Consider the following 12,763-nt stretch of genomic DNA (forward strand, 5'->3'; position numbering starts at 1 on the left):
TAAGCTCGAGGCATGCAGGAGACAATGCCGCCGGAGAACCGCAAGCGGACCCGACTGGTAGTCCCAAGCCGCAGCGACCTGCTGCTGCGGAATTTCACCGAACTCATCGGTGGCCCGCTCGGCCGCCGCACGGCCCCCGGCGTCGTCTCCCCCGGGCTCTTCACCGTGGAACGGGTCCTCGTCCTGCTCACCGTCCTGGCCGCCCTGGCGGGGCTGCTGCTGAAGGGGTACTGCCGCAGCAAGGGCTGGGAATCCCCCGGCCAGTTCTACGCGACCTGCTACTCGGACTTCCCCGAGCTGTTCAAGAACCGCGGTCTGGGCGACGGGGCTTTCCCTTTTGTCACCGCAGGCAGCTTCTTCGAATATCCCGTGCTGATGGGCTTCATCGCCGGCGCCACTGCACTCCTGGTTCCCGGTGAGGGCGTCAGCAATTCCCGCGTCCTGGCCTACTTCGACGTCAACGCGACCCTGATCGCCGCCGTCTGGATCGTCACCGTGCTGGCCACCGCCCGCACCGCCCGACGCCGGTCCTGGGACGCCGCCATGGTGGCCCTGGCCCCGGGCATCGTCCTCGCCGGCTTCATCAACTGGGACATGTGGGCCGTCGCGCTACTGGCCCTGGGCATGTACTTCTTCTCCAGGAACAAGCTGCTTCTTGCCGGCCTATTCATTGGCTTGGGCACCGCGACCAAGCTCTACCCGCTGCTGATCCTGGGCGCGGTCCTGCTGCTGGCGCTCCGCACCGGCAAAATTCGCGCCTTCCTGGTCACCGCCGGCGCCGCCGTCGCGACCTGGCTGGCCGTTAACATCCCGGCCGCCGCGGGCGACCCGGCCGGCTGGAAGTACTTTTACCAGTTCACCGAATCACGCCCGGCGGGCTACAGCTCACCCTGGTTCGCCTACAACCTGGTGGCCGGACGCCTGGGCTGGAAGCCGCTGGAAGCCGAGGTCATCAACGGCCTGGCCCTCAACCTCTTCCTGTTCGCCTGCGTGCTGATCGCCGCCCTTGCCCTCGCGGCGCCGCGGAGGCCGAGGCTGGCCCAGCTGGTGTTCCTGATCGTGGCCGCCTTCATCCTCACCAACAAGGTGTATTCGCCGCAGTTCGTGATTTGGTTGATCCCGCTGCTGGCGCTGGCACGGCCCAGATGGCGGGACTTCCTGATCTGGCAGTCCATTGAGGGCCTGCACTGGGCCGCCATCTGGATGTACCTCGGCCAGGTGACCAGCGGCGGCGCCACACAGCACAACATCGACATGCCGTACTACGTCCTTGCCGTCCTCGCCCACATGCTCGCCACCGGCTACCTCATGGCGCGTGTGGTGTGGGACATCCTCGACCCGAGCTACGACGTCGTCCGCCGCGGCGGCACCGATGACCCGCACGGCGGCCCCTTCGACGGCGCCGCCGACTGGCTGCGGCTGGACGTGCGGCGCCCCGCAGCGTCCGTGCTGCCGTGGCGGCGCGCCCATGCGGACGCTGAGTCCCGTGCCTGACGTCGCCGTCGTCGGTTCCGGTCCCAACGGGCTGGCCGCAGCAGTGACAATGGCCCGGGCGGGGCTCGCGGTGCACGTCTACGAGGCGGCCGCTTCCGTTGGCGGCGGCCTCCGGACCACGGAACTCATCGAGCCGGGACACTTCCACGACGTGTGCTCGGCGGTGCACCCGATGGCCCTGGCCTCGCCCTTCTTCCGTGAGTTCGAGCTGTCCGGGCGGATCCGGCTGGAGGTACCCGAGCTCTCCCACGGTGCACCGCTTGACGGCGGCCGGGCGGCGCTGGGTTACCGCTCGCTGGAGCGGACGGTGGCGGCCCTGGGCCGCGACGGCGAAGCTTACCGGCGGCTCATGTCCCCGCTGGTGGACCGGCTCGAGGGCGTTGCCGATCTGACGCTGAACCAGCTGCTGCGGATACCGCGGCAGCCGGTGGCGGCCGCCATGTTCGGACTACGCACCCTCGAGCAGGGTACCCGCTGGTGGGGCGCGAGGTTCCGGGACGAGCTGGCTCCGGCCCTGCTCAGCGGGGTTGCCGCGCATGCCGTGGCCCCCCTGCCGACGCTGCCCGCGGCCGGCGCAGGCCTGCTGCTGGGTGCGCTGGGGCACGCTGGCGGCTGGCCGATCCCGGTAGGCGGATCCGCAGCCATCGCGCGGGCGATGGTGGCGGACATCGAGGCCCACGGCGGTGTGGTGCAGACCGGGGTGCGGATCGGCTCGTTGGCGGAATTGCCTCCGGTCCGGGCCACCCTGCTGGACGTGGCACCCCCCGGACTGCTTCGGATTGCCGGCGACCGCCTGCCGCCCGGCTATACCCGCGCCCTTGAGTCCTTCCGCTTCGGCAACGCCGCGTGCAAGGTCGATTTCATCCTCTCCGGTCCGGTTCCGTGGGCCGCTGCGGAACTCGCCGACGCCGGCACCGTCCACGTGGGCGGCACCCGGGCCGAAACCGCCGAGGCGGAACACCTTGTGGCCGCCGGCCGGCACCCGGAACGGCCGTATGTCCTGGTCTCGCAGCCCTCCCGCTTCGATGCCGGCCGCGCCCCCGCCGGCCGGCACATCCTCTGGAGCTACTGCCACGTTCCGGCCGGGTCCACCGTGGACATGGGCGAGGCCGTTACCGCGCAGCTGGAACGTTTCGCCCCCGGCTTCCGGGAGCTGGTGGTGGCCTGCCGCGTGACGACGGCGGCGGGACTCGCCGACTACAACGAGAACTATGTCGGCGGCGATTTTAGTGCCGGGGCGATGGACCTGCGGGGCATGTTCCGCAGGCCGGTGCTCAGCCCGGTGCCGTGGCGGACCCCAGTTCCGGGCTTGTACCTCTGTTCCTCGTCGACGCCGCCCGGACCGGGAGTGACCGGCATGCCCGGCCTCCACGCCGCCAGGCACGCCTTGAAAGACATCTTCGGGATGCCGGTCCCGGGGCTGGGCCGCCAAGAGGCCAGTCAGGGCCCGGCCGACCCCGCCTAGGGTGCCGGCGCGAGCATTCCGGCGGCCGAAAGGCGGCCGTCACGCATCGTCGCCACGGCATCGGTGTAGGAAAGCATCCCGGTGTCGTGCGTGACCATCAGGGTCGCCACGCCGAACTCATCCGTGACCTGGCGGAGCAGCCGGACGATCTCCGCGCTCCGCTCGTGGTCGAGCGCCGCCGTCGGCTCGTCGACCAGCAGCACCGCGGGGTCGGCCATCAGGGCACGGGCAATGTTCACACGCTGGCGTTGGCCGCCGGAGAGCTGGTGCGGGCGTTTGTCGAGCACGGATCCGAGGCCCACCCGTCCCAGCAGTTCCGCGGCCCTGATCCTCGCAGCGCGGAGCGGCTCGGCCCGCAGGTGGGCGGCGATCACGAGCTGTTCGGCCGCGGTAAGGGACGGCAGGAGGTTCGGCTGCTGGAAGATGATGCCGATGCTGTCCCGTCGCAGTGCGGTCCGCCCCGCATCCGGAACGGCGCCGGCGTCGCGGTCCGCCACGATGACTGACCCGGCCGTGGGCCGGACCAGGGTGGCGGCCACGGCCAGCAGCGACGATTTTCCCGAACCCGAGGGCCCCACCAGCGAGACGAATTCGCCACGGTGCACCTCCAGGCTGACGTCGTCGAGGGCCCGCAGGACCCCCTCGCCATCTGGGTATTCCAGCGTGACGTTGCTGAGCTTCAGTGCGGTTTCCATACATATGCCTTTCAAGGAATGTTCGTGTGCTCGGGGAAGGGCGGTGGGCGCCGGGGTTTTCAGTTGCCGCCGAGCGCCAGCAGCGGGTCGATGCGGGTGACGCCCCGCACCGCCAGCGCGGCGCCCGCGAGGCCCAGGACGACGATCCCGGCGATCGGCAGCAAGGTGGTTTGCGGTGTGGTGAGGAACGGGGCGGCCCGCGCGGCGAGCAGGCCGCCGAGTGCACCCGCCGTGCCTCCGGCGGCTGCCCCGGCCACGAGGACGACCGCGGCCTGCACCATGGCGTCCTTCAGCACATAGTTCGAGGAACCGCCCAGGGCCTTGAGCACAGCGATGTCCCGCGTGCGTTGCACAGTCCACACGGTCAGGAAGGCCACGATCACCAGCGCGGAGATGCCGTAGAGGAATGCCTGCATGAGCACGAGCGAACCGTTCTCGCTGCGGTAGGAGCCAAGCGCCTGGAAGGAGCCCTCCCGGGTGGCGCTGACTGTTCCGGCCGCCTGGTTGGCTGCGGCGACATCGACGTCGGCGCCGTCGTCGAAGCTGACCGCGATCACGGTGCCGAGGGCTTCTTTCCCGGCAAGGTGGGCCAGCTTCCGCCAGTCCGCCAGCGTGGTCCAGACGACGCCGGTGTGCGAGTACCACTGCTCCGGCACCACGGCCGATACCGACAGTTCGGTGCCGCCCACCGCGACCCGGCTGCCGACGGTGAGGCCGAGCTCCTTGGCCAGAGCGGTCCCGACCACCACGGTGCCCTCGGCCGCCGGGGCCGGGGAGAGGCTGCTGCCGGCGCCGGTGCCGAAGACGGCCACATTCGCCGTCCCGGTCGGGACTCCCCCCGCACCGAGGGCCTGCAGCCGGCCCTGGCTGATGCCCAGGGCCTCGGCCGTGCTGACGCCGTCGCGGTCGGACCAGCCGGCAACTTGGGCGCCGGTGACCTCGGATTCGGTGAAGGAGGCCTCGGAGCTGCTGCCGGCGGGTGCGCCGAAGACAAGCTGGTCCGCGGGCAGCCCCGCGATGGCGGAGGTCGACTGGTTGCCGAGCCCGGCGGTCAGTCCGGAGAGCATCACCAGCAGCAGGGTGATGAGGGCGACGACGCCGCCCATCAGGGCGAAGCGGCCCTTGGCGAAGCGGATGTCGCGGATGGCGAGAAACATGGGTGTCCTTTTTCTGGTGGTTGTTGGCCTCCCTTCCACTCTCCCGGCGCGGGGCGGCCGTGCCATCAGGCCTGGGGATGGTCCGCCGCGGCCGTCGGGTTGGTCCGGCAGTCAACCAAAAGGTTGATCCTGGCCCGCCGGGCCCCGGTTCAGCCCGTTTCCGGGGAACTGGCGGCCGCCCGGCGCTAGGCTGAAAGCATGGACGGCAGAAGCAGCGGGGCGGAGGGGAACCCCACGGACGCGGCCGTCATCCTGCGGGTCCTGCGGGTCAGCCTGCACGTGGGATTCGCCGTGCTGCTGCTCGTGGCGCTGGTCAGGCTGCTGGCGGCCGGGATCCACGGCGCCGGCTGGCTCAGCCTGGGCCTGGTCCTGTGCCTTGCCGGTGTTTACCTTGCGGGCACGGCGCTGGAGAAACGCCACTCGGTCCGGCCGGGACGCTTCGATCCGCGGCCCTATTCCACCTGGTGGCTGGCTGCTGTCTGCCTGCTCTGGCTGCTGCTGGTCTGGGGCAGCGCAGACTTCGTCTGGCTCGCCTTCCCGCTGTTCTTCCTTCAGCTGCACCTGCTGCCCAGGGGTCCGGCTCTGGCCGCAATCGCCGCCAGCACGCTGCTGGTGGTCACGTCGCTTTGGTTCCACAACGGCGGTCCGGGGAACGCCCTGCAGCTGCCGATGCTGCTCGGACCGGGTTTCGGAGCAGCATTCGCCGTCGTCACCGGCCTGGCCTACCGTGCGCTGTACTCGGAGGCAGAAAATCAGCGTCTCGCGGCTGAGGAACTGCGCCGCACCCGCGCGGAGCTTGCCCGCAGCCAGCACGACGCCGGAACCCTGGCGGAACGGAGCCGCCTGGCCCGCGAAATCCACGACACCCTGGCCCAGGGCTTCTCCAGCATCATCCTGATGGGACGCTCGGCCGAGCAGGCGCTGGAAGCCGGAGACACCGGGACGGCCCGGAACCGGCTCCGGACCGTCCAGGAAACCGCGGCCGCCAACCTGGCCGAGGCGCGCAACTTTGTCCGCGGCCTGCAGCCCCCCGAGCTTGAACAAAACCCGCTCGTGGACAGCCTGCGCCGGCTGTGCGAACAGACCGAAACAGAGGCGGCCGCCCGGGGCAAGGCCCTGCGCTGCCGCCTGGAAATCGACGGAACCCCGGCGGAACTTCCCAACCCGTACCGGACCACCCTGCTTCGCGCCGCGCAGGCCAGCCTCGCCAACGTGTGGGCCCACGCAGACGCCCGCACCGCCGTCGTAACCCTGTCCTTTTTGGGCACCGAAGTGGCCATGGACATATTCGACGACGGCGACGGCTTTGACCCCTCTGCGGTGCCGGACCGGGCCGACGGATCCGGCTACGGGCTGAAATCGTTGCGGGACCGGGTTGCAGCGCTGGCCGGGACCATCGACCTCGAATCCGCGCCCGGGGACGGCACGGTAGTGGCCATCCGGCTGCCGCTCGGGAAGGAAGAACCGTGAACCAAATCCGCGTCCTCCTCGTCGACGACCACCCCGTCGTCCGCGCCGGCCTGCGGGCCATGCTCACGGACTTCGAGGGCATCACCGTCGCCGCGGAAGCGGCGGACGGAGCCGCCGCCCTGGCTGCGCTGGCGCGCCTGCGCACCCTGGGCGAGCCGGTCGACGTCGTACTCATGGACCTGCAGATGGGCGCCGGCATGGACGGGGTCACCGCGACGGGCAGGATCAAAGCCGGCGAGGCCGGGACGCCAGGGCCGCCCGTGCTGATCCTCACCACCTTTGATACCGACGCGGACATCCTTGCTGCCGTGGAGGCGGGCGCGAGCGGGTACATGCTCAAGGACGCGCCGCCGGAGCAGATCCGCCAGGCGGTCCTGGCTGCCGCTGCGGGCCAGACAGCGCTGGCGCCGGAAGTAGCCGCGCGGCTGCTGGGGCGGATCCGGAACCCCGAGCCGGCCCTTTCCGCCCGGGAGATCCAGCTGCTCGAACTGCTGGCCACCGGCCTGGGGAACCGGGCCATCGCCAGGCAGCTGTTCATTTCCGAGGCGACGGTGAAGACGCACCTGGTGCACATCTACGGGAAACTGGGCGTGGACAACCGAACGGCCGCCATCGCTGTGGCCGCGCAGCGGCGGATCATCCGCCGGGGCTAGCCACAGGTGGGCGGCCTGCCCTGCGGGCCTGGTCCCTGTGACACGGAGCTGTCCGTGCCGCGGGGCATAATGGCGCCATGGGGAAAATTCAGAAGCTCTCGCTCGCTCTTGTCGGTCTGGTCTTTGGCGCCTCGCTCGTGGCGTGCGACGACGGCCGCTCCGGCGCCCAGGATGCGGCGAAGCAACTGGCCTCGGCAGTCGCGGCGCTCGACGTCGGTTCCGTGGCCTTTGACGGCAAGGATTCCGGCCAGGCGAACGAGCGGCTCAAGGCGGTCTTCAAGGCGCTTGACCCGGCAAAACCAACCGTTACCGCCGGGGACCTGGTGCTGGAGAAGGACACCGCCACGGTCCCGCTGGACTACAGCTGGAAGATCGGCGCAGGCGAGTGGAAGTACACCGTGTCCGCACAGCTGAAGAAGGCGGACGGCAAATGGCAGACCGTGTGGAGCCCGGAGCTGCTGGTGCCGGGCCTCGCGGACACTGAAGTCCTCGGTACCTCCAGCGATTCCCCGCAGCGGGCCGATATCCTCGGCGCCGGCGGCGCAAAGCTGGTCACCTACCGGCCGGTGGTCCACGTCGGCATCGACAAGGCGCAACTGGAAGCCGCGGATCCGGCCGGCCCCGCGGGCAAACTGGCGCGGCTGGTGGGCGTGGACCCCGCCGCCTACACCAAGCAGGTCACGGACTCCGGACCGTCGGCCTTCGTCGCGGCGATCACGCTGCGCCAGGCCGGCCGGACCATCACGGATGAACAAATCGCCGCGATTCCCGGCGCCCGGGCCATCCCGGACTCGTTGCCACTCGCGCCCACGCGCGGCTTCGCCCGCGCCGTGCTGGGCGCCGTGGGTGAGGCCAGTGCCGAGCAGATCGAAAAGTCCGGCGGTGCACTCCGGGCCGGAGACACCACCGGCACCGGCGGCCTCCAGCAGCAGTACGACGCCCAACTGCGCGGTACCAGCGGCATCCAGGTCTTCGCCCAGACCGAGGGCCTGACCGCGGAACAACGGCAGGAACTTCTCAACAACGGCCGCCGCGTCCTGTTCCAGGAGCCGATGAAGCCCGGAACCCCGCTCAAGACCACCCTGGACCCGCGGCTGCAGCAACTGGCCGAGGACGTGCTGGCCGACGTCGGTCCGGCGTCCGCCGTCGTCGCCCTCCGCCCCTCCAGCGGCGCGGTCCTGGCCGCCGCCTCCGGCCCCGGCAGCAACGGCTACGACACCGCCCTGCTCGGCCAGTACGCCCCCGGATCCATCTTCAAAATCGTGGACTCGCTCGCGATGTTCCGCAACGGGATGACCCCGGACTCCAAAGTGGACTGCCCGCCCACCCTCACCGTAGACGGCCGGACCTTCAAGAACGCCGAGGGCTACCCCGCCTCCTCGCTGGGGTCGGTAACCCTGCGCGACGCCTTCGCGCATTCCTGCAACACCGCCTTCATCAACGCCCGGGGCAAGGTCAGCCAGGCCCAGCTCGAGTCTGCGGCCACCTCCCTCGGTGTCGCCGTGGAGGCGCCATCGCTGGGCGCTGCGGCCTTCCTGGGATCGGTCCCGGGCGAGGCTGAAGGCACCGAACACGCCGCCTCCATGATCGGGCAGGGCAAGGTATTGCTCTCCCCGCTGGCGGCCGCCGTCATGGCCGGGTCCGTCGCCAAGGGCGCGCCGGTGTCGCCGCAGCTCGTGCTCAACCCGAACGCGGCGGCCGCGGGAAGTCCGGCACCCTCTGAGGGACCGACGGCGGTGCCGTCGTCGTCCGCCCCGGCACCCGCAAAGTCGTCCGGCAAACCGGTGACCGCCGCGGAAGCGGCGTCCCTGGCGGACATGATGCGCGCCGTGGTGACCTCGGGCCACGCCGGCTTCCTCGCCTCGGTGCCCGGTGCCCCCGTCGGCGCCAAGACCGGGACCGCCGAATTCGGCAAGGACAACCCGCCGAAGACCCACGCCTGGATCGTCGCCGTGCACGGAGACCTCGCGGTCGCCGTGTTCGTGGAAGACGGCGGCCTCGGCGCCACTACCTCCGGGCCGCTGCTCAAGGAATTCCTGACTTCCGCCGCCGGCTAACGGCGGACGGTCCGAAAGGGCCGTGGGAAGATTGCTGTGTGGCTCATATTGACGTTTCCGGCATCGACTACTTCCTCTCCGACGGCACCCAGCTGCTCAACGGGGTGACGTTCAAGGTCCCCGACGGCACCAAGACGGCGTTGATCGGGCCGAACGGAACTGGCAAGACGACGCTGTTCCGGATCATTTCCGGCGACCTCGTTCCGGACGAAGGCGTGATCGGCCGCTCCGGAAACATGGGCATCATGCGCCAGTTCGTCGGCCAGGTGCGGGACGACTCCACGGTCCGCGACCTGCTGGTCTCCGCCGCCCCGCCCGCACTCGCGGCCGCCGCGCGCGCCGTCGACGAGGCGGAACTGGCGATGATCGAGCACGACGACGAGCCCACCCAGATGAAATACGCACAGGCGATCGTGGACTGGGGCGACGCCGGCGGTTACGACGTCGAGACCGTCTGGGACGAGGTTTGCATGGCCGCCCTCGGCCTGCCCTTCGACCGCGCGCAGCACCGGCCGGCGTCGAGCCTGTCCGGCGGCGAACAGAAGCGGCTGGTCCTGGAGGCGTTGTTTGCCGGACCCGACGAGCTGCTGCTGCTCGACGAGCCGGACAACTACCTTGACGTCCCGGGCAAGCGCTGGCTGGAAGCCAAGCTCAACGATTCCAAGAAGACCGTCTTCTTTATCAGCCACGACCGCGAGCTGCTGAACAACGCCGCGGGCCGCATCGTGACCCTGGAGCCCGGCATCAACGGCGCCGGCGCCTGGATCCACGGCGGCGGCTTCGGCTCCTACGTCGACGCCCGCGCTGACCGCAACGCCCGCTTCGAGGAGCTGCGCAAACGCTGGGACGAGGAGCACGTGAAGCTCAAGGAACTCGTCAACATGTACAAGAACAAGGCCGCGTTCCGCTCCGACATGGCCAACCGGTACCACGCCGCGCAGACCCGGCTGGCGAAGTTCCTCGAGGCCGGCCCGCCCGAGGCGCTGCCGATCGAGCAGAACGTGCAGATGCGGCTCAAGGGCGGCCGCACGGCCAAGCGCGCCATCGTGGCCGAGAAGCTGGAGCTCACCGGGCTGATGAAGCCCTTCTCCACCGAGGTCTGGTTCGGCGACCGGGTCGGGGTGCTCGGCTCCAACGGTTCCGGCAAGAGCCACTTCCTGCGACTGCTTGCGACCGGCGGCACCGACCCGGAACGCGAGCACCTGCCCGTCTCCGATGTGGAGATCGCCGAGGTCCCGCACGAGGGCGCCGTGAAACTCGGCGCCCGGATCCGGCCCGGGTTCTTCGCCCAGACCCACGTCCGGCCCGACCTGCTCGGCAAGACCCTGCTGGAGATCCTGCACCGCGGCGACGAACACCGCTCCGGGCTGGGACGCGAGGCGGCGGCCGGGGCGCTGGACGGCTACGGCCTGGCGTCGCAGTCGGAGCAGAAGTACGAATCCCTGTCCGGCGGCCAGCAGGCCCGGTTCCAGATCCTGCTGCTGCAGCTCTCCGGCGCCACCCTGCTGCTCCTCGACGAGCCCACGGACAACCTGGACCTGCACTCGGCCGAGGCACTGGAACGCGCCATCGACCACTTCGAGGGCACGGTCCTGGCCGTCACGCACGACCGCTGGTTCGCCCGCACCTTCGACCGCTTCCTGGTTTTCGGCTCGGACGGCAAGGTCTACGAATCGGCCGAGCCGGTGTGGGACGAAAAACGCGTCGAGCGCGTCCGCTGAGGTAGCGCCAGCCGATGAAGTGATCATTTGATGATCAAATGATCACCGACTGGTATTATTTGCTCATGAACACGGATGAGCGGCATCGCTATATCGGCGAGCTCCTTCGCCACCGGGAACGCGTGAGCGTGGATGAGCTAATGGCCGCCTGCGCAGCCTCCGGCGCGACGATCCGGCGCGATCTGGACGGTCTGGCCGGTCACGGCGTCCTGCGCCGGGTCCACGGCGGGGCAGTCAGTCTGCTGCTGCAGGGCGAGAACCCCGGGTACGGGCAGCGCGAGCTGGAGGAGCACGCAGCCAAGGTGCGGATTGCCGCCGCGGTTGCGGCGATGCTCAAGGACCGTGGCCGTATCTGGCTCGACAGCGGCACGACGGCCACGGAGATCGCCCGACAGCTCCAGCAGCGCGACATGACGATCATGCCAATGTCGCTGAGGGCCGTCAGTGAACTGGCCGCAGACCAGGTCCCGGCCGGGCGCCGCCCTGAGCTCCTGTTGCCCGGCGGGAGCCTTGTTCCGGGCGAATTGTCCTTCCGCGGACCCCTGACGGAGGCAAATATCCGCTCACTGCGCTTCGACACAGCCGTGGTCACCCCCTGTTCGCTGGATCTCCGGGATGGACTGCTGGCCCATGATCTCGACGACGCCGCGGTGAAGCGCGCAGGGCTGGAATCGGCAGCCAGGGTGATCGTTGCCTGCTCCGGATCCAAATGGAACGCCAGTGGCATGGCCCTGGTGGCGACGCTGGACGCTGTGGACGCCGTCGTCACCGACAAGGCTCTCAGCTCCGACGAACTCACCCTCCTTGCCCAACACTCAGTGGAAGCAGTGATCGTATGACCAGGACCTCAACCGCCCCGCAATTGAAGGCGGCGGCCGCAGCGACCTTCCTGATCTTCGGGATCAACGGCCTCGTATTCGCCAGCTGGGCCGCCCGCATCCCCGCGGTGACCGAGATCCTGCACATCTCCTCCGGACAGATGGGAAGCCTGCTGCTGTGCGTCGCGGTCGGCTCGCTGATCGCGCTGCCGACCGCCGGGCTCGTGGTAGGCCGGCTCGGAACCGCCAACACCGTGCGCGCAGGCGGTCTGCTGGCCGCCGTGGCGGGCGCAGGGGTGGCGCTCTCGCTTGGCGCCGCAGCCGTCCCCGGTACGGCCATCTCGCTCTTCTTCCTCGGCATCGGCATCGGACTCTGGGACGTGTCCCAGAACATCGAAGGGGCCGACGTCGAACACCGGCTGGGCCGGACCATCATGCCGCAGTTCCACGCCGCGTTCAGCGGCGGCGCGTTCGTGGGCGCGCTGGTCGGCGCCGGTCTAGCGACGCTCGGCGTCGGGCTGCCGGAACACCTGCTCGCCATCACCGCCGTGGTGGCCGCCGCGACCCTGATCGCGCCGCGGTACTTCCTGCCGCACGCACCGGAGCAGGCACCTGCTGCCGGCGAGGCCAGGCCGCCGCGGGCCGCTTCCGCCTGGCGGGACGGCCGCACCCTGCTGATCGGCGTCGTCGTCCTCGGCGCCACCCTGACCGAGGGCGCGGGCAACGACTGGATCGCCAAGGCCTCCGTGGACGGCCTGGGTGCCGAGCAGTCCACCGGAGCCCTGCTGTTCGCCGTCTTCGTGCTGGCGATGACGGCCATGCGTTTCTTTGGCGGCCGGGCGATCGACGTCTACGGACGGGTCGCGGTGCTGCGGGCCAGCATGGCAGCCGCCGCGGCCGGGCTGGCATTCTTCGTCTTCGCCGGCAATATCTGGCTCGCAACGGCCGGCGCGGCACTCTGGGGCGTGGGAGCAGCCCTCGCCTTTCCGATGGGCATGTCCGCCGCGGCCGACGACCCCCGGCACGCCGCGGCCCGGGTATCGGTCGTGTCCACCCTCGGCTACATCGCGTTCCTTGCCGGGCCCCCGCTGCTGGGCTACCTCGGCGACCTGACGGGGATCCGGCTGGCGTTGCTGGCTATCGGGGCGCCGATTCTGGTTGCTCTGCTGCTCGCCGGCGCCGCGAGGCCCTTGCGCGCCAGCTGAGCAGCGGCCCGGGATCCAGCACCCGGGT

The 12,763-nt window shown here is 70.1% G+C and carries 10 protein-coding genes; 8 read left to right on the top strand and 2 right to left on the bottom strand.

Going from position 1 to position 12,763, the window contains the following annotated elements; all coding sequences use genetic code 11:
- Positions 1-12: 12 nt before the first annotated feature.
- Together AC1DB8_RS15190 and AC1DB8_RS15195 are read left to right on the top strand one after the other, a co-directional pair.
- Positions 13-1,494, top strand: a complete 1,482-nt coding sequence (locus tag AC1DB8_RS15190) for a glycosyltransferase family 87 protein (RefSeq protein ID WP_476893478.1) — start codon at positions 13-15, stop codon at positions 1,492-1,494.
- Positions 1,487-2,959 (top strand): phytoene desaturase family protein, encoded by a 1,473-nt coding sequence (locus AC1DB8_RS15195; protein ID WP_476893479.1) that lies wholly within the window; start codon positions 1,487-1,489, stop codon positions 2,957-2,959. Before AC1DB8_RS15190 ends, AC1DB8_RS15195 begins: the two co-directional genes overlap by 8 nt.
- Here AC1DB8_RS15195 and AC1DB8_RS15200 read toward each other — a convergent pair.
- Positions 2,956-3,654: an ABC transporter ATP-binding protein gene (locus AC1DB8_RS15200; RefSeq protein WP_476893480.1), complete on the bottom strand. Its 699-nt coding sequence runs from the start codon at positions 3,652-3,654 to the stop codon at positions 2,956-2,958. The two genes, AC1DB8_RS15195 and AC1DB8_RS15200, sit on opposite strands and share 4 nt — an antisense overlap.
- Positions 3,655-3,713: 59 nt before the next feature.
- Positions 3,714-4,811 carry an ABC transporter permease gene (locus AC1DB8_RS15205; protein WP_476893481.1) on the bottom strand — a complete coding sequence of 366 codons (1,098 nt, stop codon included), beginning with the start codon at positions 4,809-4,811 and terminating at the stop codon, positions 3,714-3,716.
- A 198-nt stretch (positions 4,812-5,009) separates the two neighbouring features.
- On the opposite strand from AC1DB8_RS15205, the gene AC1DB8_RS15210 reads away from it, so the two are divergent.
- The 6 genes from AC1DB8_RS15210 (at position 5,010) to AC1DB8_RS15235 (ending at position 12,735) form a co-directional block, all read left to right on the top strand.
- Positions 5,010-6,281: a sensor histidine kinase gene (locus tag AC1DB8_RS15210; RefSeq protein ID WP_476893482.1), complete on the top strand. Its 1,272-nt coding sequence runs from the start codon at positions 5,010-5,012 to the stop codon at positions 6,279-6,281.
- Positions 6,278-6,934, top strand: coding sequence for a response regulator (locus AC1DB8_RS15215; RefSeq protein WP_476893483.1), 657 nt, complete (start codon positions 6,278-6,280; stop codon positions 6,932-6,934). Before AC1DB8_RS15210 ends, AC1DB8_RS15215 begins: the two co-directional genes overlap by 4 nt.
- 77 nt (positions 6,935-7,011) lie before the next feature.
- Positions 7,012-8,991: a penicillin-binding transpeptidase domain-containing protein gene (locus AC1DB8_RS15220; RefSeq protein ID WP_476893484.1), complete on the top strand. Its 1,980-nt coding sequence runs from the start codon at positions 7,012-7,014 to the stop codon at positions 8,989-8,991.
- A gap of 38 nt (positions 8,992-9,029) precedes the next feature.
- On the top strand, positions 9,030-10,712 hold the full coding sequence (locus AC1DB8_RS15225) for an ABC-F family ATP-binding cassette domain-containing protein (protein WP_441419155.1): 1,683 nt from the start codon (positions 9,030-9,032) through the stop codon (positions 10,710-10,712).
- A gap of 65 nt (positions 10,713-10,777) precedes the next feature.
- A complete protein-coding gene (locus tag AC1DB8_RS15230) occupies positions 10,778-11,551 on the top strand; it encodes a DeoR/GlpR family DNA-binding transcription regulator (RefSeq protein ID WP_476893502.1) in 774 nt (257 codons plus the stop codon).
- Positions 11,548-12,735 (top strand): MFS transporter, encoded by a 1,188-nt coding sequence (locus AC1DB8_RS15235; RefSeq protein WP_476893485.1) that lies wholly within the window; start codon positions 11,548-11,550, stop codon positions 12,733-12,735. Before AC1DB8_RS15230 ends, AC1DB8_RS15235 begins: the two co-directional genes overlap by 4 nt.
- Positions 12,736-12,763: the final 28 nt, after the last annotated feature.

The organism is Arthrobacter sp. 10N410, from assembly GCF_056394945.1.

Coding starts and splice junctions, on each gene's coding strand:
- AC1DB8_RS15220 (WP_476893484.1), top strand. CDS start 7,012: ATGGGGAAAATTCAGAAGCTCTCGCTCGCTCTTGTCGGTCTGGTCTTT.
- AC1DB8_RS15205 (WP_476893481.1), bottom strand. CDS start 4,811: ATGTTTCTCGCCATCCGCGACATCCGCTTCGCCAAGGGCCGCTTCGCC.
- AC1DB8_RS15190 (WP_476893478.1), top strand. CDS start 13: ATGCAGGAGACAATGCCGCCGGAGAACCGCAAGCGGACCCGACTGGTA.
- AC1DB8_RS15235 (WP_476893485.1), top strand. CDS start 11,548: ATGACCAGGACCTCAACCGCCCCGCAATTGAAGGCGGCGGCCGCAGCG.
- AC1DB8_RS15230 (WP_476893502.1), top strand. CDS start 10,778: ATGAACACGGATGAGCGGCATCGCTATATCGGCGAGCTCCTTCGCCAC.
- AC1DB8_RS15210 (WP_476893482.1), top strand. CDS start 5,010: ATGGACGGCAGAAGCAGCGGGGCGGAGGGGAACCCCACGGACGCGGCC.
- AC1DB8_RS15200 (WP_476893480.1), bottom strand. CDS start 3,654: ATGGAAACCGCACTGAAGCTCAGCAACGTCACGCTGGAATACCCAGAT.